This window comes from Sphingomicrobium lutaoense (assembly GCF_014195685.1).
Classification (GTDB): domain Bacteria; phylum Pseudomonadota; class Alphaproteobacteria; order Sphingomonadales; family Sphingomonadaceae; genus Sphingomicrobium; species Sphingomicrobium lutaoense.
In genome coordinates, this window is the sequence record NZ_JACICF010000001.1 from 1,364,202 (window position 1) to 1,384,500 (window position 20,299).

General features: G+C 64.7%; 18 protein-coding genes. 3 read left to right on the forward strand and 15 right to left on the reverse strand.

Going from position 1 to position 20,299, the window contains the following annotated elements:
* Positions 1 to 32: 32 nt before the first annotated feature.
* A complete protein-coding gene (locus tag FHS50_RS06840; protein WP_183933585.1) occupies positions 33 to 1,415 on the reverse strand; it encodes an MATE family efflux transporter in 1,383 nt (460 codons plus the stop codon).
* Between the two features lie 107 nt (positions 1,416 to 1,522).
* Here FHS50_RS06840 and sppA point away from each other — a divergent pair, with 107 nt between their 5' ends.
* The gene (gene sppA, locus FHS50_RS06845; protein ID WP_183933586.1) at positions 1,523 to 3,361 is read left to right on the forward strand and encodes a signal peptide peptidase SppA; all 1,839 of its coding nucleotides are present in this window, start codon (positions 1,523 to 1,525) and stop codon (positions 3,359 to 3,361) included.
* On the opposite strand, the gene FHS50_RS06850 is transcribed toward sppA, so the two are convergent.
* The 8 genes from FHS50_RS06850 to FHS50_RS06885 form a co-directional block, all read right to left on the reverse strand.
* On the reverse strand, positions 3,347 to 4,051 hold the full coding sequence (locus FHS50_RS06850) for a PepSY domain-containing protein (RefSeq protein WP_183933587.1): 705 nt from the start codon (positions 4,049 to 4,051) through the stop codon (positions 3,347 to 3,349). The genes sppA and FHS50_RS06850 overlap by 15 nt on opposite strands.
* A 56-nt stretch (positions 4,052 to 4,107) precedes the next feature.
* Positions 4,108 to 5,502: a dihydrolipoyl dehydrogenase gene (lpdA, locus tag FHS50_RS06855; protein WP_183933588.1), complete on the reverse strand. Its 1,395-nt coding sequence runs from the start codon at positions 5,500 to 5,502 to the stop codon at positions 4,108 to 4,110.
* A gap of 91 nt (positions 5,503 to 5,593) precedes the next feature.
* Positions 5,594 to 6,877: a 2-oxoglutarate dehydrogenase complex dihydrolipoyllysine-residue succinyltransferase gene (gene odhB / locus FHS50_RS06860; RefSeq protein ID WP_183933589.1), complete on the reverse strand. Its 1,284-nt coding sequence runs from the start codon at positions 6,875 to 6,877 to the stop codon at positions 5,594 to 5,596.
* 15 nt (positions 6,878 to 6,892) lie between these two features.
* Positions 6,893 to 9,676 carry a 2-oxoglutarate dehydrogenase E1 component gene (locus tag FHS50_RS06865; protein ID WP_246332986.1) on the reverse strand — a complete coding sequence of 928 codons (2,784 nt, stop codon included), beginning with the start codon at positions 9,674 to 9,676 and terminating at the stop codon, positions 6,893 to 6,895.
* Between the two features lie 61 nt (positions 9,677 to 9,737).
* Entirely contained in the window at positions 9,738 to 10,622 is an 885-nt protein-coding gene (gene sucD / locus FHS50_RS06870) for a succinate--CoA ligase subunit alpha (protein ID WP_183933591.1), read from the reverse strand.
* A 56-nt stretch (positions 10,623 to 10,678) separates the two neighbouring features.
* Positions 10,679 to 11,641: a malate dehydrogenase gene (mdh, locus tag FHS50_RS06875; protein WP_183933592.1), complete on the reverse strand. Its 963-nt coding sequence runs from the start codon at positions 11,639 to 11,641 to the stop codon at positions 10,679 to 10,681.
* 122 nt (positions 11,642 to 11,763) lie between these two features.
* Entirely contained in the window at positions 11,764 to 12,501 is a 738-nt protein-coding gene (locus FHS50_RS06880; protein WP_183933593.1) for a hypothetical protein, read from the reverse strand.
* Positions 12,502 to 12,631: 130 nt separating this feature from the next.
* Positions 12,632 to 13,111 carry a DUF6265 family protein gene (locus tag FHS50_RS06885; RefSeq protein WP_183933594.1) on the reverse strand — a complete coding sequence of 160 codons (480 nt, stop codon included), beginning with the start codon at positions 13,109 to 13,111 and terminating at the stop codon, positions 12,632 to 12,634.
* Between the two features lie 214 nt (positions 13,112 to 13,325).
* On the opposite strand from FHS50_RS06885, the gene FHS50_RS06890 reads away from it, so the two are divergent.
* Complete coding sequence (locus FHS50_RS06890) at positions 13,326 to 13,727, forward strand: hypothetical protein (protein ID WP_221184839.1); 402 nt, start codon at positions 13,326 to 13,328, stop codon at positions 13,725 to 13,727.
* 60 nt (positions 13,728 to 13,787) lie between these two features.
* Here the strand turns inward: FHS50_RS06890 and zapE are convergent, their stop codons facing one another.
* The 5 genes from zapE to glnE all read right to left on the reverse strand — a co-directional run bounded on the left by zapE (position 13,788) and on the right by glnE (position 19,364).
* Complete coding sequence (gene zapE / locus FHS50_RS06895) at positions 13,788 to 14,900, reverse strand: cell division protein ZapE (protein ID WP_183933595.1); 1,113 nt, start codon at positions 14,898 to 14,900, stop codon at positions 13,788 to 13,790.
* Entirely contained in the window at positions 14,884 to 15,372 is a 489-nt protein-coding gene (locus FHS50_RS06900; RefSeq protein ID WP_183933596.1) for a PaaI family thioesterase, read from the reverse strand. The genes zapE and FHS50_RS06900 overlap by 17 nt, the downstream gene beginning before the upstream one ends.
* Positions 15,369 to 16,148, reverse strand: coding sequence for a succinate dehydrogenase iron-sulfur subunit (locus FHS50_RS06905; protein ID WP_322597113.1), 780 nt, complete (start codon positions 16,146 to 16,148; stop codon positions 15,369 to 15,371). The genes FHS50_RS06900 and FHS50_RS06905 overlap by 4 nt, the downstream gene beginning before the upstream one ends.
* Before the next feature lie 85 nt (positions 16,149 to 16,233).
* Complete coding sequence (locus FHS50_RS06910; RefSeq protein ID WP_183933597.1) at positions 16,234 to 16,692, reverse strand: peroxiredoxin; 459 nt, start codon at positions 16,690 to 16,692, stop codon at positions 16,234 to 16,236.
* Positions 16,689 to 19,364: a bifunctional [glutamate--ammonia ligase]-adenylyl-L-tyrosine phosphorylase/[glutamate--ammonia-ligase] adenylyltransferase gene (gene glnE / locus FHS50_RS06915; protein WP_183933598.1), complete on the reverse strand. Its 2,676-nt coding sequence runs from the start codon at positions 19,362 to 19,364 to the stop codon at positions 16,689 to 16,691. Before glnE ends, FHS50_RS06910 begins: the two co-directional genes overlap by 4 nt.
* 9 nt (positions 19,365 to 19,373) lie before the next feature.
* On the opposite strand from glnE, the gene FHS50_RS06920 reads away from it, so the two are divergent.
* A complete protein-coding gene (locus tag FHS50_RS06920) occupies positions 19,374 to 19,622 on the forward strand; it encodes a hypothetical protein (RefSeq protein WP_183933599.1) in 249 nt (82 codons plus the stop codon).
* Here the strand turns inward: FHS50_RS06920 and FHS50_RS06925 are convergent.
* On the reverse strand, positions 19,619 to 20,290 hold the full coding sequence (locus tag FHS50_RS06925) for a sigma-70 family RNA polymerase sigma factor (RefSeq protein ID WP_183933600.1): 672 nt from the start codon (positions 20,288 to 20,290) through the stop codon (positions 19,619 to 19,621). The two genes, FHS50_RS06920 and FHS50_RS06925, sit on opposite strands and share 4 nt — an antisense overlap.
* Between the last annotated feature and the right edge of the window lie 9 nt (positions 20,291 to 20,299).

Below are 20,299 nucleotides of genomic sequence, written 5' to 3' on the forward strand. Positions count from 1 at the left end.
GTCAACGGTTCGCACGCGAAATTTTTTGACGCTCAGCGCGGCTGCGTCAGGCCCAGCTTTTCCCGCATCATCCAGCGAGCGAGCATGAGGATCGCGACGATCGCGAGACCCACGGCCAGCCCGGTCCAGATACCGACGCCATCCCATCCCGCCTCGAAGGCGAGCCAGGCGCCGACCCCGATGCCGATCAACCAATAGCCGACGAAGGTGAAGACCATCGGGATCTTAGTGTCGTGCAGCCCGCGCAGCACGCCTGCGCCCACGACCTGCGCACCATCGACGATCTGGAAGATGGCGGCGACCACGAGGAAGGATGCCCCGAGCGCGAGCACATGCGCATTTTCGGGCGTGTCGGCAAGGAACAGGCCGATGAGTTCGCGCGGGAACAGCCAGAGGAAGATCGCCATCACGCTCATGAAGCCGACGCCCAGCGTCCATGCCGTCCAGCCCGCCCGCGAAATGCCGGCCTTGTCGCCGCGCCCCGCCATGATCCCGACACGCACGGTCGCGGCCTGGGCAATGCCCCAGGGCACCATGAAGGACAGCGCCGCGATCTGGAGCGCAATGGCGTGGGCGGCAAGCTCGTCGGCACCGACCAGCCCCATCAGATAGGCCGCCGCCGAGAAGACCCCGCCTTCGAACCCCATTGCGAGCCCGATCGGCAGACCCAGCGCCCACATCGTGCGATAACGCGGCCAGTCGGGCCGCCACAGCCGCGCGAGCAAGTGGAAACGGCGGAACTGCCGGTCGCGCAGCACCACGAAGAGCATCGCGCCGACCATCAGCATCCAGGTGATCGTCGAGGCCAGCCCTGCACCGAACAGGCCCAGCGCGGGCAGCCCGAAACCGCCGAAGATCAGCCCGTAATCGAGCAGGCTGTTGATCGGGATGCCCGAAATGGAAATGAGCAGCATCCAGCCCGGCCGTTCGAGCGCGGCAAGGAAATTGCGCAGCGCGTTGAACAGGAGAAAGAAAAAGGTCGACCACAGATAGCCCCAGAGGAAGACCTGCGCATCGCGCGCCAGTTCGGGCTCCTGCCCCAGCCAGCCGATCAGCGTCTCGGCATTGATGAGCAGAAGCCAGATCGGGATGGTGATGGTGACGGCGAGCCAAAGCGACTGGCGGAAGCTGCGCCGCACTTCCTTCACGCGTCCCCGCCCGCGCCCGAGCGCGCTCGCCATCATCGGCGATGCCGCGGTGATCAGCCCGAGTGCGATGAGGTTGAGCGCAAAGGCGAGGTTGAGCGCCAGAGCCGCCGCCGCCAGTTCATGCGCCCCGAGGCGGCCGAGGAAAAAAGTGTCGATTGCCTGGATCGAGGCCATCGTCAGATTGGCGAGAATGAGCGGCCAGGCAAGCTGCAGCGTGGCGCGAAGTTCGCGCTTCCATCCGTGAAGGGAAGTGTCCGCTCCGCTCATCGTCCCGACCCGCTATCGGCCATTGCCCCCGCCGTCCAGCGAATAAGGGTGGCGCAACGCCCCCGCCTCCCTATCTTGTGCCCAACACCGGAAGAGAGGCCCATTCAATGTCATTCGCGCGCGCATTGTGGAAATTGCTGGTCGGGATCAAGGACGGGCTGGTGCTCATCTTCATGATCCTTTTCTTCGGCCTTCTCTATGTCGCGCTGTCCGCAGCCCCCGCGCAGGTGCGCGAAGGCGTGCTCTGGGTCGATCTCGACGGCGTGGTGGTCGAGGAGCCTTCGGCGCCCGATCCCCTCCTGATGGCGACGGGCCTGTCGAACCGGGCGGGCGAATATCGTCTGCGCACCCTTGTCGAGGCACTCCGCGAAGCGCGCGAGGACGACCGCATCAAGGCGGTCGCGCTCGATCTCGACGGTTTCCTGGGCGGCGGCCAGGCGGCGCTTGGCGAACTGGCGGACGCGATCGAGGAATTGCGCAAGGACGACAAGCCGGTGATCGCCTTCGCCACTGCCTATTCGGACGATGCCTACCAGCTTGCCTCCCATGCCAGCGAAATCTGGCTCAACCCGATGGGCGCGGTGGCCTTTGCCGGCCCCGGCGGGAGCAGCCTCTATTATGGCGAATTCTTCGACCGGATCGGCGTCACCGCCAATGTCTACCGGGCGGGCGACTATAAGAGCGCGGTCGAACCCTATACCCGCTCGGACATGAGCGAGGAATCGCGCGCCAACCGCCGCCAGTTGGCGGGCGCGCTTCTCGAAAGCTGGCGCGAGGATGTCGCGGCCGCGCGTCCCAAGGCACAGCTCGATCTCGCGCTCGACGACCCGGTCGGCATGATCGAGGCCGCCGACGGCGACCTCAGCCGCGCGGCGCTCATGGCGGGGCTGGTCGACCAACTGGCCAGCCGCACCGATTATGTAAAGCGCCTCGCCGAACTGGGCGGCGAGGATGGCAAGGGCGGTTTCCGCCACACCCTCGTCGAGGATTATGCCGCGCGCATGGTCGAAAAGCCTTCGGGCAAGATCGGCGTGGTGACGGTCGCGGGCACGATCGTCGATGGCACCGCCGGCCCCGGCACCGCGGCAGGCGCGAGCATCGCCATGGCAATCGAAGAGGCCGCCGCGCAGCGCGATCTCGACGCCTTGATCGTCCGCATCGATAGCCCGGGCGGCTCGGCCCTCGCTTCGGAGCGCATCCGCCAGGCCATTCTCGCGGTGAAGGCCAAGGGCGTTCCGGTGGTTGCCAGCTTCGGCAACGTCGCGGCTTCGGGCGGCTATTGGGTCGCCACTGCCGCCGACAAGATCGTTGCCGAACCCTCGAGCATCACTGGCTCGATCGGCGTCTTCGCCATGCTGCCGAGCTTCGAGGGAAGCCTCGAAAAGCTGGGAATCGGCGCGGACGGCGTGGCCACCACCCCACTGTCGGGCCAGCCCGATCTTCTCGAAGGCCTCTCGCCCGCGGCCAATGCTTTTCTCCAGGCTGGCGTCGAGGATGTCTACAAACGCTTCCTGACCATTGTTTCGGAGGCGCGCGACCTTCCGGTCGAACGGGTCGACGCAATCGGCGGTGGCCGCGTATGGGATGGCGGATCGGCGCATCAGGTCGGCCTGATCGACCGCTTCGGCGGAATGGACGAGGCCATCGCGCTCGCCCGTGAGCTGGCAGACGATGAGGATGGCGAGCTTTTCTATATCGAGCGAAAGAGCCCCTTTGCCGACAGCCTTCTCGGAATATTCGCCAGCGACGCGCACGCCGAGCGCTCCGCCGATGCCTTCGCGCTGCTCGCGCCCGCCCCCGAAGCGCTGGTTCGCCAGGCGCTCGCCGATGTCGAGGAAATGCTGTCGGGTCCGACGATCCAGCTGCGCTGTCTCGACTGCGGCCCGCAGGCGCGCCCCGCATCGCCGCCGCCTCGGGGCTGGCTCGCTCGCTTATTCGCCGGCTGATCGCCGCTTGCGGCGCTTCTTGCGGCCCGTCGACATGGGCAGGAGGATGAGCGCGAGCACGGTCATCACGATCGAGAAGATCGCAAAGCTCTTGATCCAAAGGTTCGAGGTGTCCTCGCGGGTCTGGAGGTCCATGATGTGCAGCCCCCAGAAAAAGTCGAACACCCGCCACCAGCTGGTGCGCCGCGCGCTGATCGCCCCGGTCGCTTCGTCGACATAGAAGCGGTCGCCATTCTCCATCTCGACCTGCCACGCCGCGACCGGGCGGCGCCAGTCCATCGGCGGGTCGTCGGGATCGGTGCGCGAAACGCTCCGGATGCGGCTGTCGCCCTGGTAACGCGCCATCACTTCGGCCGAAGCTTCGTCGGCGCCGTAGGCCGGTAGCCATTGCCCCGTCGCAGGATCGGCGAGCCGTTCGGACCCGTCGCTCAATCCCACGACCCAGCGCGGCCCGCCCATGCGATGCTCGATCCGCGCGCCCTCGATGGGAACGCCCCGCGCCGCTGCAGGCAGGACGGGTTCGCTTTCAAGCTGGAAGGCGGTTGCAGGCGCGATCAGGTCGGTGCCGCGCACTTCCTCGATCGGCTTCCAGACCATCACGAGGCCCGAGACGGTCCAGATGAGAAATGGCACCCCGACCAGCCATCCCAGCCAGAGGTGCCATTTACGCAGTCTCTTGCGATTGATCATCGGCAATGCTCCTCGCCCCTCTTGCTAGAGCGGCGGGAGCCCATTTGCCAAGTCCGCTAGATGTGGATGGGCTTGCCCTGAACTGCCATCGCCGCTTCCTTGATCGCTTCCGAATGCGTCGGATGTGCGTGGCAGGTATAGGCGATATCCTCGCTCGTTGCGCCGAATTCCATTGCCTGGGCAGCCTGCGCGATCATGGTGCCGGCAGGTACCGCGATGCACCACACGCCGACCACGCGATCGGTCTTGGCATCGGCGATGATCTTCACCGAACCATCGGGTTCGTGATTGGTCTTGGCACGACTGTTGGCAAGCATCGGGAACTTGCCGACCTTGACCTCGCCATATTTTTCCTTCGCCTCGGCTTCGGTCAGGCCAACGCCCGCGATTTCGGGGAAAGTGTAGACCACGCCCGGAATGATGTCGTGGTTCACGATGCCCGTCAGGCCCGCGATATTCTCGGCCACGGCAATGCCTTCATCCTCGGCCTTGTGGGCAAGCATGGGGCCCGGCACGACATCGCCGATCGCCCAGACGCCGTCGACCTTGGTGCGGAAGTCATGATCGGTTTCGATCTGGCCGCGCTTGTTGACTTCCAGCCCGATGGCTTCGAGGCCCAGGCCTTCCGTGTTCGGGCGACGCCCGATCGCGACGAGCACGCAGTCGGCTTCCAGCGTCTCGCTGTCGCCGCCCTTGGCAGGCTCCATCGTCAGCGTCGCCTTCTTGCCCTTGACCTCGACCGCGGTCACCTTGGTCGAAAGCTTGAAGTCGATGCCCTGCTTCTTGAAGATCTTGTGCGCTTCCTTGCGGATATCGTCGTCCATGCCGGGCAGGATCTGGTCGAGAAACTCGACGCAGGTCACCTTGGCGCCCAAACGGCGCCACACGCTGCCGAGTTCGAGGCCGATCACGCCGCCGCCGATGACGACCATGTGCTCGGGCACTTTCTCGAGTTCGAGCGCGCCAGTCGAGGAGACAATGATCTTCTCATCGATTTCCACGCCCGGAAGGGGGGTCACCGACGAACCTGTCGCAATCACGATATTCTTGGCGGTCACGGTCTTGCCGGCGACTTCGACGCTGTGCGCGTCCTTGAAGGTGGCATAGCCCTTGAGCCAGTCGACCTTGTTCTTCTTGAACAGGAATTCGATCCCGCCGGTCAGCTGCTTGACCGCATCGCGGCGCTGGCCGTGCATCTTGTCGAGGTTGAGCTTGGGCTTCACTTCCACGCCCATGCTCTCCATCGTGCCGTTCGCCGCGGCGTCATAATATTCGGACGCATGCAGCATCGCCTTGGAGGGAATGCAGCCGACGTTGAGGCAGGTCCCGCCCAGCGTCTCGCGCCCTTCGGCACAAGCGGTCTTGAGCCCCAGCTGCGCGGCGCGGATTGCCGCCACATAACCGCCGGGTCCGGCACCGATCACCAGGACGTCATAGTCGAATTCAGCCATTCTCATTTCCCTCTGGCGCGTCGCGGCGCCGATCCATGTCGTTCGCGGGCGTCACTAGCGGCCCGCCGTGCAATTGCCAAATGGGCCTGCCCTAAAGGTCAATCAACAGGCGCGTGGGATCCTCGATCGCTTCCTTGATCCGGACGAGGAAGGTCACCGCTTCGCGGCCATCGACCAGCCGGTGGTCATAGCTCAGCGCGAGATACATCATCGGGCGGATCTTGACTTCGCCATTCACCGCGACGGGGCGCTCCTCGATCCGGTGCATGCCGAGCACCGCCGACTGGGGCGGGTTGATGATCGGGGTCGAAAGCAGGCTGCCGAACACTCCGCCATTCGAGATGGTGAAGGTCCCCCCCTGCATTTCCTCCATGCTGAGCGTGCCTTCCTTGGCGCGCTCGCCGAAGTCGGCGATGGTCGTCTCGATTTCGGCGAAGCTCATCCGGTCGGCCGAGCGGATGACCGGCACGACCAGCCCCTTGGGCGCCGATACCGCGACCGAGACATCGAGATAGTCGTGATAGACGATCTCGTCCCCGTCGATGCGGGCATTGACCGAGGGCACGTCCTTGGCGGCCAGCGCGACGGCCTTGGTGAAGAAGCCCATGAAGCCGAGACGGATGCCATGCTTCTTGGCGAACTCGTCCTTATATTTGGCGCGCGCTTCCATCACCGCGGTCATGTCGACATCGTTGAAGGTGGTGAGCAGCGCCGCGGTGTTCTGCGCATCCTTGAGGCGCTTGGCGATGGTCTGGCGAAGGCGGCTCATCTTGACCCGCTCCTCGCGCCGCTCGCCCGACACGCCCTTGGCCGAAGGCGACGGCTTCTGCGCGGGCTGCGCGGCGGGCGCAGGCGTGGCGGCAGGCTTGTCGGCCTTGGGGGCGGCGTCCTTGGCCTTGGCGGCCGCGATCACGTCATCCTTGGTGATGCGCCCGTCCTTGCCGGTGCCGCTGATCTTGGAGGGATCGACGCCATGTTCGAGGACCGCGCGGCGCACCGCGGGCGACAAGGTCACGGGCTCGGTGCCCGCGCCATGTTCCATTTCTTCATTGTCCTCGGCGACCTCGTCCTCGACCGCGATATTCTCACCGGGTCCCGGCTCATGCTCGGCCTTGGCGGCGGGCGCTTCGGCGGCTTCGCCATCCTTGATCGTCGCGATGACGGTGCCGACCTCGACGGTGTCGCCCTCGGAGAATTTCTGCTCGCCCATCACGCCCGCGACGGGGGAAGGCACGTCAACCGACACCTTGTCGGTTTCGAGGCTGGCGATCGCCTCGTCGGCCTCAACCGCATCGCCCGGCTGCTTGAGCCATTCGCCGACAGTGGCTTCGGTAATCGATTCGCCCAGCGTGGGGACCTTGACCTCGGTGGCCATGACGTTCCTTTTCTCTTACTTCGTATCGGGGCTGCTATGCCCCAAAGCCTCGGCAATCAAGGCTGCCTGCTGCTTGGCATGGCGCGTGGCAAGCCCGGTGGCGGGCGAAGCCGACGCCGCGCGCCCCGCATAACGGGGCCGCATGCCCTTGAACCCGGCCTCGCCGAGACATTCTTCCAGATAGGGTTCGACGAAGAACCAGCTGCCCTGGTTCTTCGGCTCTTCCTGCGCCCAGATCACTTCCTCGAGGTTGGTCATCGCCTCGAGGCGTTTGACCAGCGGCTCGCTGGGGAAGGGATAGAGCTGCTCGATCCGCACGATCTGCACATCGTCGAGCCCGAGCTTGTCGCGTTCCTCGATGAGGTCATAGGCAACCTTGCCCGAGCAAAGCACGAGGCGCCGCGTCTTTTCGGGCGCGGGCGGATTGAGATCCGACTTGATGCGGAAGAAATGCCCTTCGCCGATGAATTCCTCGCGGCTCGACACCGCCAGCTTGTGCCGGAGCAGCGACTTGGGCGTCATGATGATGAGCGGCTTGCGGAAATCGCGCATCATCTGGCGGCGAAGCACATGGAAATAATTGGCGGGCGTGGTGATATTGCACACCTGCATATTGTCTTCGGCGCACAGCTGCAGATAGCGCTCGAGGCGCGCCGAGGAATGTTCGGGCCCCTGCCCTTCATAGCCGTGCGGCAAGAGCATGGTGAGGCCCGAGGCGCGCAGCCACTTGGCTTCGCCGCTGGAGATGAACTGGTCGATCATCACCTGCGCGCCATTGGCGAAATCACCGAACTGCGCTTCCCACAGCACCAGGGTCATCGGGTCGGCGATCGAAAAGCCATATTCGAAGCCGAGCACGCCGAATTCCGAAAGCGGGCTGTCGCGCACCTCGAAACGGGGGCCACCGGTGCGCATCTCGCGCAAGGGAATGAATTTCTCGCCGGTCTGCTGGTCGAGCCATGCGGCATGACGCTGCGAGAAGGTGCCGCGCCCGGAATCCTGTCCCGAAAGGCGGACGCCCATCCCGTCGAGAAGCAGGCTACCGAACGCCAGCGCCTCGCCGGTCGCCCAGTCGATCCCTTCGCCTTCCTCGAGCACTTTCTTCTTGGCCGCGAGGATGCGCTTCAAGGTCTTGTGGATCGCCAGGTCCTCGGGGACGTGGGTGAGGACATCGGCCAATTTGTCGTAGGTCTCGGCATCGATCGCGGTGCCGGTATTGCGCCGCCCCGAGACATCCTCGTCGGGCAGGCGCAGCTTCGACCAGCGTCCGCCGAACCAGTCGGCCTTGTCGGGCTCATAGGCCTTGCCCGCCTCGAACTCCTCGTCGAGATGGCTGATGAATTGCTGGCGCACGCCGTCGATCCAGCCCTGGTCGACCACGCCTTCCTCGATCAGCCGCTCCGAATAGATCTTGCTGATCGGCGGCTGCGAACGGATCGCGTCATACATGAGCGGCTGGGTGAATTTGGGTTCGTCGCCCTCGTTATGGCCGAAACGGCGATAGCACCACATGTCGATCACGATGTCGCGGCCGAAGGTCTGGCGATATTCGATCGCCAGCTTGCAGCACCAGGTCACCGCTTCGGGATCGTCGGCATTGACGTGGAGGATCGGCGCCTGGATCGACTTGGCGATGTCCGAGGGATAGGGCGAGGAGCGCGCGAACTGCGGGCTCGTGGTGAAGCCCACCTGGTTGTTGATGATGAAGTGGATCGTGCCGCCCGTGGCATAGCCCTGAAGCCCGCTCATCATCAGGCATTCGGCGACCACGCCCTGTCCGGCGAAGGCCGCATCGCCGTGCAGCAGGATCGGCATGACGGTCTTGCCATGCTTGTCCCCGCGCAGCGTCATCACCGCGCGGCACTTGCCCAGCACCACCGGGTCCACCGCCTCGAGATGCGAAGGATTGGGGACCAGCGAGAGATGCACCTTGTTGCCGTCGAACTCGCGGTCCGATGAAGTGCCGAGATGGTATTTGACGTCGCCCGAGCCGCCGACATCGGCGGGATTGGTCGCTCCGCCAGCGAATTCATGGAAGATCGCGCGGTAGGGCTTGCCCATGACATTGGCGAGCACGTTCAAACGCCCGCGATGCGCCATGCCGATGGTCATCTCGGTGACGCCGAGCTGGCCACCATATTTGATCACCGCTTCGAGGGCAGGGATCGCGCTTTCGCCGCCGTCGAGCCCGAACCGCTTGGTCCCGACATATTTCTTGGCGAGGAATTTTTCCCATTCCTCCGCCTCGATGACCTTCTGCAGGATCGCCTGCTTGCCCTCGGGGGTGAAATGGATCTCGGCATCCTTGCCTTCGACCCGGTCCTGGATGAAGCGACGCTCCTCCAGGTCGTTGATATGCATATATTCGGTACCGACCGTGCCGCAGTAATTATTCTGCAGCACCCCGACGATCTGGCGGATCGTCGCGCGGTCGAAGCCGAGCACCCCGCCTAGCCACACTTCTTCCTCGAGGTTGGTGAAGCCGTGATATTCGGGGGTCAGTTCCTTGGGAAAATCATGGTGGCTGAGGCCCAGCGGATCGAGCCGCGCGGCCAGGTGCCCGCGCACGCGATAGGTGCGGATGAGCATCATCGCCCGGTTCGAGGCATCGGCAGCATGCTGCACCGCCGGATCGTCAAGCGAGCCGCCGCCCGCGCGGACGATCGCGTCGGCGGCCTGTTCGCGCGCCTGCTCGATGACCGCCTGCGTCGGGTCGAGGCCCAGGTTCACATCGTCGAGTACCGACAGCGGCCAATTGTCCCGCTGCCAGCTCGGACCTTCCTCACGCTCCACGCTCATCGCGTCCATAATTCGCCTTCCTCGCTACATTAGCGAATGACGGGGGCTATCGACCGGTTCCCTAGCCGTTCAACAGCGCCTTGAGAGTCGTTCCCAGTTCCGACGGGCTCGGCGATACGCGGATGCCCGCTGCTTCCATTGCGGCGATCTTGTCCTCGGCACCGCCCTTGCCGCCCGAGACGATCGCGCCGGCATGGCCCATGCGGCGACCCGGAGGCGCAGTGCGACCCGCGATGAAGCCGACGGTCGGCTTGGAGCGGCCCTTCTTCGCTTCGTCGGCGAGGAATTGCGCGGCCTGCTCTTCGGCGTCGCCGCCGATTTCACCGATCATGATGATGCTTTCCGTCGCATCGTCGGCGAGGAAGAGCTCGAGCACGTCGATGAAGTTGGTGCCGTTGACGGGATCGCCGCCAATGCCGACCGCAGTGGTCTGGCCAAGGCCTTCATTGGTGGTCTGGAACACCGCTTCATAAGTGAGCGTGCCCGAGCGCGAGACCACGCCGACACTGCCCTTCTTAAAGATCTTGCCCGGCATGATGCCGATCTTGCATTCGCCCGGCGTCAGCACGCCCGGGCAGTTGGGCCCGATGAGGCGCGACTTGGAGCCTTCCAGCGCGCGCTTGACCTTGACCATGTCGAGCACCGGGATGCCCTCGGTGATCGCGACGATCAGCGGGATTTCGGCGGCAATGGCTTCGAGGATGGAATCCGCGGCGAAGGGCGGCGGGACATAGATGACCGAGGCATCGGCGCCGGTCGCGTCGCGCGCTTCGGCAACGGTATCGAAAACCGGCAGGCCCAGATGCTCGGTGCCGCCTTTGCCGGGCGTCACGCCCGCCACCATCTGCGTGCCATAATCCATGGCCTGCTGGGTGTGGAAAGTGCCGGTGTCGCCGGTCATCCCCTGGGTGATGACCTTGGTATTCTTGTCGACGAGAATGCTCATCTACTTCTTCTCCGAAATCTGTTCAGCAGGGGCCAGCCGGGGCCAAGGGCAGTGGATCAGGCGAGGCTTTCGTCGAGCTTCTTGCAGGCATCCACCAGTTCTTCGACCGCATCGATCGAGACGCCGAGATTCTTCTTCTCTTCGTCCGACAGTTCGATCTCGATCACGTCCTCGATGCCATTGGCGCCGATCATCGCGGGCACGCCGACATAAAGACCGTCGACGCCGTACTTGCCTTCGACATAGGCCGCGCAGGGCAGGACGCGCTTCTGGTCGCCCAGATAGGCCTCGGCCATCGCGATCGCGCTGGTAGCCGGGGCGTAATAGGCGCTGCCGGTCTTCAGGAGGCCGACGATCTCGCCGCCGCCGCCGCGGGTGCGCTGGACGATGTCGTCGATGCGCTCTTCGCTGATGCCCTTGATCTTGGCGAGGTCGTTGACCGGAATACCGTTGACCGTCGAATAGCTCAGCACCGGCACCATCGTGTCGCCATGCCCGCCCAGCACGAAGGCGTTCACATCCTTCACCGAGACATCGAATTCCCAGGCGAGGAAGGTCGCGAAGCGCGCGCTGTCGAGCACGCCCGCCATGCCGACGACCTTGTTGTGCGGGAGCCCTGAAAATTCGCGCAGCGCCCAGACCATCGCGTCCAGGGGGTTGGTGATGCAGATGACGAAAGCATCGGGGCAATTGTTCTTGATGCCTTCGCCGACCGCTTTCATTACCTTCAAATTGATGCCGAGAAGGTCATCGCGGCTCATGCCGGGCTTGCGCGGAACGCCCGCGGTGACGATCACCACGTCGGCGCCGGCGATGTCGGCATAATCGTTGGTGCCGGTGATCTTGGCGTCGAAACCCTCGACCGGACCGCATTGCGACAGGTCCAATGCCTTGCCCTGCGGCAGACCCTCGGCGATGTCGAACAGGACGATGTCCCCCATCACCTTCTTGGCGGCCAGATGGGCGAGCGTGCCGCCGATCATGCCGGCACCGATCAGAGCGATTTTCTTGCGAGCCATGGGGGTCCTTCCACCTCTTGAATCGGGCGCATCGCGCCGTGTTGCGCTGCACCTAGCGGCGCACTGGTGGAAGGGCAACCGGCATTGCCCTTTTTGCAGTCAATTTGCGGGCGGATTTACCCTCAGCGCGCGGCGGCCAGCAGAGCCTTGTCAAACGCGGTCGCTTCGGCCTGCCGATCGTCGGGATCGCTGAACAGCGTCAGGATAGACGGCTGGTCGATATCGTCCAGCCGCGACGAGGCCAGCGGAAGCGTCCCCACCATCGCGGCATAATGGCCGATCTGCCGCAGCGTGAGGCCCTTGATCGCTTCGGCCTCGATATAGACGAAGCTCTGTTCGACATCGCGCCGGGTCGTGCCGCTGATCCGCGAGGAGCTGGTCACGCTCAACTGTTCTCCGCCCCGTGCGCCCGACTGGCCATGCACCTGGTCGCCGCCGGTCTGGATCGACCGCCCGTCGGCCCCGCGCAGGATCGAACTGCGGAAAGCGCGCACCGGCGCGCTCCCGTCGGTCAGGCGGCGCACGTCGGGGGCCGACATGTTGTTGAACACCGTCGGCTGGCTGCGCTTCAGCGATTTCACCGCTTCGCCGGTATCGGGCGTGACGATGATGAAAAGGTTGGGCTCGCACTGTCCGTCGGCCCCGGTTTCGACGCCATTCTGATCGAGCAGCGAGCGCGCTTCCCCGAGCACCGCGACGGCAAGATCGGCGGGCAGTCCGCCGATGCCCGGACAGACCGGATCCGAGAAATAGGCGGGATCTTGTGTCTCCAGCCGCTCCAACTGTCGCTTGCCGTCCACCGCGTCCGCCTGGGCTGTCGCCAGTCCCAGGACGGCGACCAGGATTGCCGGTGCCATCATATGCCCTCTCCTTCCTGCCCGCGAGGGGGCCACGCGGGCTTGTCGGAAGGCTCATAGCATGGCCGCGTCCTGCCGAGCAGGGTCAGGCCGCCAGCCATCGACCAGCGCACCAAGGGCATCGACAAAAGGGCTATTCGGCGCGTTCGAGCTGGAAAAGGACGTCCTTCACGCTTCCGTCGGCCTGTTTCATCCGCACCGTCGCGTCCATCCGCCCCGCATCGTGGAAGATGGTCAGCCCCTTGAACAGCAGCACGCCGGGATCGGTGGTTTCAGGCGCGAAGCGGATCCACTCGTCCTTTTCCTCCCAGGCGGTGAAATCGCCGTCGAAATGCTTGACCAGCATTTCGAGCGCGCCCTCGGAGGGGCGAAGCAGCATCAGCTCGTAGAAGATGACCTTGCCGTCGCGCGCATAGGTGAGATGCCCGACCATCTGCCCGCCCTGCGCCGGCGACCAGACTTCCTCCACATCGCCCCCCATGCCGGTCCCGACCCAGCGTCCTTCCATCCAGGCCGCATGCTCCAAAGCCGTCTGAGTAGGCACTTCCTCGAGACCGCCGTCATGGCCGGGATGCGCGGCGAAAAGAAAGAGGGCCAGGATGGGTGCAAGCATGAAAGTTCTCCCGTCAGCGCCGGGATGGGCGCCTCACCCCCCTCTTTTCAGCCGATCCCGCCTTCCGCGTCAAACCCCTGAAAGTGCGCGGTTATCGACCAGCTGACGGCCAAGGCCGACGAGGCGAGATGGTTAAGGCCTCCCTGACCGGACTGGTCAGCAACAATTCAGCGATTGAAACGTAAAAAAGGGCAAAAGAAACAGGAGAAGTTTCGTGATGAACAAGTTTCTCATTCTCGGCGGGGCCGCCCTCGCCTTTGCGACCACTCCGGCGCTGGCCGGTCCGCCCTCGCACGCCAAGGCAGGCAAGGCGAACCATGCCCAGATGCACAAGGGCCACAAGATGAAGGGTCATGCCATGAAGGCCTGCCCTCCCGGCCTCGCCAAGAAGCATAATGGCTGCATGCCGCCGGGCCAGGCGAAGAAGATGTACGAGCAGGGCTATCGCTTCGATCGCACCTTCTCGGGCTACACCGCCTATGACCGCATCCCGCGCGACCTGCGTCGTCATTATGATCTCGATCCGCGCGATCGCTACATCTACGACAACAATTACATCTACCGCGTCGACCCGACCACGCGGATCGTCCGCGAAGTGCTCAACGCGATCCTTTAAAAGGGCGAGTGCAACCGCCCTTCATGAGGGCCGTCCCCCGTGCCCGGGGGGCGGCCCTTTTCATTGGTCCTCGGCTTGTCCGTGCCCGGCCTCGAGATAATCGCGGCTCTGCATTTCCTCGAGGCGGCTCACGGTCCGCTCGAATTCGAAACTGCCGTCGCCCGCGGGATAGAGCCCCGATGGCTCGGCGTCGGCCGAGGCCAGCAGCTTCACGCGATGCTCGTAGAGCGCATCGATCAACGTAACGAAACGCGCTGCCTCGTTGCGCATTTCAGGCCCCATCACCGGGATGCCAACGATGATCACCGTGTGGAAATTCTGCGCGATCGCCAGATAGTCCGCGGCGCCCCGCGGCTGCCCGCACAGTCGCTTGAAACTGAACACCGCCACGCCCTTCAATGCCTTCGGGACATGGAGGCTGCGCCCCGCGCCCACGTCCAGCTCCATCGAGGGCACTTCCTCGCGCCGCACTTCATGGTCGGTCAGGCGGAAGAAGGCTTCGGATAATTTCTCGGTGGCCTCGGGCCCGTTGGGCACGTGCCACAGGTCGAGCCCCTTCATCCGGTCGAGCCGATAGTCGGTCGGCCCGTCGAGCTCGATCACCTTCATCTGCGCCTCGATGAGCCGGATGAAGGGCAGGAACAGCTCGCGGTTGAGCCCGTCCTTGTAAAGATCGGCAGGCGGCCGGTTCGATGTGGTGATGATCCCTACGCCCTCGTCGATCAGCGCGGTGAACAGCCGCCCCATGATCATCGCGTCGGCGGTGTTGGTGACCTGCATCTCGTCGAAAGCGAGGAAGCGCGCCTCGGACGCGATTTCCTCGGCGGCGCGGATCAGCGGATCCTCGGCGCCCTGGTCGCGCAGCGCCTTCAACCGCATGTGTACCTCGAGCATGAAGGCATGGAAATGGGCCCGCCGCTTGGGGCTCGCCGGAATCGCTTCATAGGCAAGATCCATCAGCATGGATTTGCCGCGCCCCACTCCGCCCCACATATAGACCCCGCAGGGCGCGGGGGTCTCGCGTCCGAACAATCGCGAAAGAAAGCCCTTGCGCGTCCGCCCCAGGTCGGCAGCAAATCGGTCAAGGGCGTGCGCGGCGCGCTCCTGGTCGGCATCGGGCTTCAATTCGCCCGCGGCGACCAGCGCACGATAGGCATCACTTACGGTCGTCATCGCCCTTTTCCCGGGGATCGCGCACCCGCTTCAGGCTGCCGCTGAAGGCATAGCGCGGCTGTCCGTCCTGCTCGACATGGCCCGAAAGAAAGACCAGTCCGCCCGGCGTCTGGCGCAGCATGGTGACATGGGCATCGAGCGGACTGCCCGCGCGCCCCCGCGCGAGAAAGCGCGTATGGCAGTCAAGCGTGACATAATGCGCCCGCTCCATCCCCGCGCAGAAAGCGCCCGCGAACAGCGCCATGTCGATGAAGCTCATCACGCAGCCGCCATGGATCGATCCGCCGGGATTGAGATGGCGTTCCTCGGGGAACATCCGCACCACGCCGGTGCCTTCCTTCTCGCCCGGGCGAAACAGCATCGGGCCGACCTGCGCGGCAAAACTGTCAGGATCGCGCCAGCCACCCCACCAATACCAGCCGTCATGGTCGGGGTGCGGCTCGGCCCCCGCGGGAACCCGCGCCTCGGTCAAGCCGCGCGCTCGGCGATCAGCTTCTTGGTCTCGGCGATCGCCTTGGCAGGGTTGAGACCCTTGGGGCACGCATTGGCGCAGTTCATGATCGTGTGGCAGCGATAGAGGCGATAGGCATCGTTGAGATAGTCGAGCCGGTCACCGGTCGCTTCATCGCGGCTGTCGGCGAGCCAGCGATAGGCCGCGAGCAGCGCCGCCGGACCGAGGAAACGGTCCGAATTCCACCAGTAGGAGGGGCAGCTGGTCGAGCAGCAGGCGCATAGGATGCATTCGTAGAGCCCGTCGAGCTTGGCACGGTCCTCGGGGGCCTGCAGCCGCTCGCGGCCCGAGGGTTCGGGCGTCGCGGACTGGAGCCAGGGCTGCACGCTCGCATATTGGGCGTAGAAATGGGTGAAGTCGGGAACGAGGTCCTTGACCACTTCCATGTGCGGCAGTGGCGTGATCGTGATCGTGCCCTTGTAATCCTCGATTGCGGTGGTGCAGGCCAGCCCGTTCTTGCCTTCCATGTTCATCGCGCACGAACCGCAGATACCTTCGCGGCACGAACGGCGGAAGGTCAGCGTCGGGTCGATCTCGTTCTTGATCTTGATGATCGCGTCGAGAACCATCGGGCCGCACTTGTCGAGATCGATGGTATAGGTGTCGTAGCGCGGATTGGCGCCGGTATCGGGATCGTAGCGATAGATCTTGAACTGCTTCAGCCGGCTGCCTTCCTGCGCCGCATATTTCCGGCCCTTCATGATCTTGGAATTGGCGGGAAGCGTGAATTCGGCCACGTGATGATCCTTCGATAATATGGTCGCGCGCCGCGCTAGCATGAGACGGCGGGCTTTTCCAAGTGGGTTGCGATGCCCCTGCCCGCTAGAGCGATCGCGCGGCTTCGAGCACCTCCTCGACATGGCCCTTCACCCGCACCTTGGGCCAGGCGCGCACGACCTTTCCTTCTCGGTCGATGAGGAAGGTCGATCGGATCATGCCCATGAATTCGCGGCCCATGAACTTCTTGAGGTCCCAGGTCCCGAACGCGTCCGAAATCTTGCCTTTCTCGTCACTCGCCAGTGGCACCGACAGGTCATGCTTGTCGATGAACCTGCGGTGTTTTTCCTCGCTGTCGCGGCTCACTCCGACGACGCGCACTCCCGCTTCCTCGAAGGAAGCGAGATGTTCGGTGAAATCCTTGGCCTCGGTGGTGCAGCCCGGCGTATCGTCCCTGGGGTAGAAATAGACGACCAGCGGCATCCCCGGACGGTCGGCCCGGATCTCGTCCCCGCGCACGGTCTTGATGGTCACAGCGGGAGCCCGCTCACCTTCCTTGATCATCGATCTTCCTTCACCTGTTTCCAATAGTCCGCGATCCGCGATCGCGCCGCATCATGCGCTGCCATGAGCGCTTTCCAATCGGGATAACCGGTCAACTCGGCCAGAAGCTCCCGCGCACTGCGCGACGGCCCGCGCGTATCGGGCGCGACCAGCCGCAGGATCACCAGCATCCCGGTCAGCAATTTCATGTCGTCGAGCAGGCTGTCGGGCGCCAATTCCCTTGCATGGAGAGCGTTGATCACGACTTCGAGATCGGGATCGAGCCCTTCGCGGCTGATGAGCTGGCGGGTGTGGATGGCGAATTCGCCATCGACTAGACCGCCAGGCCCCAGCTTGAGGTCGAGCTTGCCGCGCGGCGGCTTGTGCTGCGCCATCTCCTCGCGCATCGCGGCGGCATCGGCGATGGTCTTCGCGGGGTCGCGCTCGGCGCCGAAGATATCGGCCAGCACTTCGCAGGCCTTCTGCTGCGCGGCGGCCGAGCCGAACACCGGCCGCGCACGGGTGAGCGCCATATGCTCCCAGGTCCAGGCTTCGCGCAGCTGATAGGCATGGAAGGCATGGATCGATGTCGCGAGGCTGCCCTTCACGCCCTGCGGACGCAGCCGCGTGTCGACTTCGTACAAAGGCCCGGCGGCGGTCGGCACGCTCAACGCCGAGATGATGCGGCTCGCCAGCCGGTTGTAATAGTCGCTCGGGCCCAGGGGACGCGCCCCGTTCGAGGCTTCCCCGGTCGGCGCGTCGAAAAGGAAGATGATGTCGAGATCGGAAGCGAAGGTGAGCGTCTCGCCTCCGAGCCTTCCCAGCCCAAGGATCACCAGCCCGTCATTGTCGAACCGGCCATGCTGGATTTCGAATTCGCGGATCGTGCGCGCCGCCAGCGCCTGGATCGCGCCCTCGGCAACGCGCGAATAGCCCGCCGCGATCTCGAGCGGGTCGGCCTTGCCGTCGATAAGCTGCACCCCCAGCGCGAACCTTTTCTCCCCTACCAGCGCGCGCGCCCGGTCGAGCGCGAGGTCATATTCGAGCGGCGCGGTTTCCTCTTCCAATGTCTCGGCAAAGCTCTCGGCATCGGGCAAGGGGTCGAAAGTCGAGCGGTCGAGCAGCCCGTCGAGCAGCGAAGGACGCCGCCCCAATTGCTGCGCCAGCGCGGGCGCGTGCGACAGGATCCGCGCGAGCAGCCGCGCCAGTTCGGGGCGCGCCTCGATCAGCCGGTAGAAATTGATCCCGCTCGGGATGCCCTCTACGATGTCGGCAAAGCGGTTGAGCGCATGGACGGGGTCGGGCGCCGCCGCGATTGCCTCGACCATGGTTGGCAGCATCGCCTCGAAGGCCGCGCGCGCCGGGCCCGAGCGCAGGGAGCGCACCCGCCCCGAGCGCCAGTTGCCGATAAGGCGCACCGCCGCCTCGGGATCATCGAGGCCATAGCGCTTCAGCGCCTCGGCGAGCCGCTCGGGATTGGCGGGAAGGTGAGCGGGGCCGTCGGCAACGATTCGGTCGAACCGCTGTGCGATCTCATGGACATGGGGCCGCAGGCTCTCGATGAAGGCCTTGCCATCGCCGCAGCCGTCGAGCCGCGCCACCGCGTCGAGCGCTTCCTCGCGCTTGGGCAGTTCGTGCGTCTGCTTGTCGCCGATCATCTGTACCCGATGTTCGGCGCTACGCAGCGCCCGATAGGCATTGGAAAGCACCTCTGCTCCATGCCCGTCGAGATGCCCCGCCAGCCGCAGCGCCGCCGCGGCGTCGAGCGTCGCGGGCTGGCGAAGCGACGGATCGCGTCCACCATGGATCAGCTGCTGGGCCTGGAGGAAGAATTCGACTTCGCGGATGCCTCCACGGCCCCGCTTGAGATCATAGCCCGGCCCGAAATTCTGCCCGCCCGCATAATGGTCGCGGATGCGCTGCCCCACGCGGCGGATTTCCTCGATCACGCCATAATCGATGGCCCGCCGCCAGATGAAAGGCTGGATCGACTCCAAGAACCGCTGTCCCAGCGCCATGTCGCCACCCGCCGCGCGGGCGCGGATGAAGGCCGCCCGCTCCCAGCCGAGTGCCTGGCTTTCATAATGCGAAATGGCGGCATTGACCGGCAAGGCGATGGGCGTGACTTCACTGGCGGGGCGCAGGCGCAGATCGACCCTCGCGACATAGCCATCGGCATCGCGTTCCTGGAGCAGTTGCACGAAACGCCGCGCGATCCGCACCGCGCTCTCGCCCGCATCGTCCTTCTCGCGCCTCGGCAGATGATCGGGATCGTAAAGAAGGATGAGATCGATGTCCGAACTGTAGTTGAGCTCGCGGCTCCCCAATTTGCCCAGCGCAATCACCGAAAAGCCGAGAAGTGGCGCGCCCGGCACCCGCTCGTCGATTGCCGCGCCCAACGCCCGGTCGATCGCTCCGTCGGCAAAATCGGACAGGCTGCGCGTCACCTGTTCGAGCGTCCAGTCGCCCGACAGGTCGGCAAGCGCGGTGACAAGCGCCAAGGCATCGCGGCGGCGCCGCAATTGCGCTGAAAGCGGCAGATTTCCGTCGATTTCGAACCCTGCCAGCGCGACATCGGGCCCCTGTTCGACAAATAGGTCGACACATTCGGGCCAGCGCGACGCCGCACCGCGCAGAAAAGGCGCGTTTTCCCGCGCTCTTTCGAGGGCGTGGAGGCGTTCGGAACGATTCATCCTTCGCTGATGCACGATTTGACGCAAAGGCGAAACCTGAACGGCTTTGGGTCGTTATGTCCGAGAATGGAACAGGAAAGCGCCTTGGTGGCAGGGAAGGGTTCTGAGAACGCTGAAAGCGTCATCCGCATCGAAGCTGAACCCTCTGATGCCTGTATCGCGGCCGCATTGCACCGCGCCTTCGCGGAGCCCGAAGTGGACGACCGCGAAGACCCTTTCGCGCACCTTCTCGAAAAGCTGAACGCCTGTAGCGGTTAATTCTCGCTGTCGCCCGACAGCTGGTCGACCTCGTTCATGATCGATTCGAGCGCCGAACGCTCGGGATCGCCGCCCTGCTGGCGGCGCGAAGGCAGGTCGTTGGATTCGAGCAGATTGTCGAGCGCGACGCGGCCACGCGCGACGCGGCTCTTGATCGTCCCCACCGCACAACCGCAGATCTGCGCCGCTTCTTCATAGGCAAAGCCACCCGCCCCGACGAGAATGAGCGCTTCGCGCTGCGGCTGGGGAAGCTGGAGCAATGCGCGCTGCATATCGCCCAGGTCCACATGCTTGTCCTGCGCGGCCGGTGCGGCGAGGATCTTGGCGGCGGTGACATCGTCCCACTCGCCCTTGAAGCGCGCCCGGCGCATCTGGCTGAGAAAGAGATTGCGAAGGATGATGAAGGTCCATGCGCGCATATTGGTGCCGGCCTGAAAGCGCTTGCGCGCCGCCCATGCCTTCAGAAGCGTTTCCTGGACCAGGTCGTCGGCGGTATCGCGATTGCCCGAAAGGCTGCGGCCGAACGCACGCAGGTGCGGAATGACCTGCGCCAACTGCTCCTTGAATTCGTCATCCGGCAAGGGAACCGGATCCGGGCGACTTTCCGCCGGCGGCTCTGCAGGATTTTTCTTGGCCAAGGAAACCCCCAAACTGTGGCGTCGCGACATGGGCGCCAT

Bases quoted from the DNA above. Each gene is read 5' to 3' on its own strand.
- FHS50_RS06920 (WP_183933599.1), top strand. From the start codon at position 19,374: ATGCACGATTTGACGCAAAGGCGAAACCTGAACGGCTTTGGGTCGTTA.
- sucD (WP_183933591.1), bottom strand. From the start codon at position 10,622: ATGAGCATTCTCGTCGACAAGAATACCAAGGTCATCACCCAGGGGATG.
- FHS50_RS06925 (WP_183933600.1), bottom strand. From the start codon at position 20,290: ATGTCGCGACGCCACAGTTTGGGGGTTTCCTTGGCCAAGAAAAATCCT.
- zapE (WP_183933595.1), bottom strand. From the start codon at position 14,900: ATGACGACCGTAAGTGATGCCTATCGTGCGCTGGTCGCCGCGGGCGAA.
- odhB (WP_183933589.1), bottom strand. From the start codon at position 6,877: ATGGCCACCGAGGTCAAGGTCCCCACGCTGGGCGAATCGATTACCGAA.
- FHS50_RS06840 (WP_183933585.1), bottom strand. From the start codon at position 1,415: ATGAGCGGAGCGGACACTTCCCTTCACGGATGGAAGCGCGAACTTCGC.
- glnE (WP_183933598.1), bottom strand. From the start codon at position 19,364: ATGAATCGTTCCGAACGCCTCCACGCCCTCGAAAGAGCGCGGGAAAAC.
- FHS50_RS06865 (WP_246332986.1), bottom strand. From the start codon at position 9,676: ATGAGCGTGGAGCGTGAGGAAGGTCCGAGCTGGCAGCGGGACAATTGG.
- lpdA (WP_183933588.1), bottom strand. From the start codon at position 5,502: ATGGCTGAATTCGACTATGACGTCCTGGTGATCGGTGCCGGACCCGGC.
- FHS50_RS06850 (WP_183933587.1), bottom strand. From the start codon at position 4,051: ATGATCAATCGCAAGAGACTGCGTAAATGGCACCTCTGGCTGGGATGG.
- FHS50_RS06910 (WP_183933597.1), bottom strand. From the start codon at position 16,692: ATGATCAAGGAAGGTGAGCGGGCTCCCGCTGTGACCATCAAGACCGTG.
- FHS50_RS06880 (WP_183933593.1), bottom strand. From the start codon at position 12,501: ATGATGGCACCGGCAATCCTGGTCGCCGTCCTGGGACTGGCGACAGCC.
- FHS50_RS06885 (WP_183933594.1), bottom strand. From the start codon at position 13,111: ATGCTTGCACCCATCCTGGCCCTCTTTCTTTTCGCCGCGCATCCCGGC.
- mdh (WP_183933592.1), bottom strand. From the start codon at position 11,641: ATGGCTCGCAAGAAAATCGCTCTGATCGGTGCCGGCATGATCGGCGGC.
- sppA (WP_183933586.1), top strand. From the start codon at position 1,523: ATGTCATTCGCGCGCGCATTGTGGAAATTGCTGGTCGGGATCAAGGAC.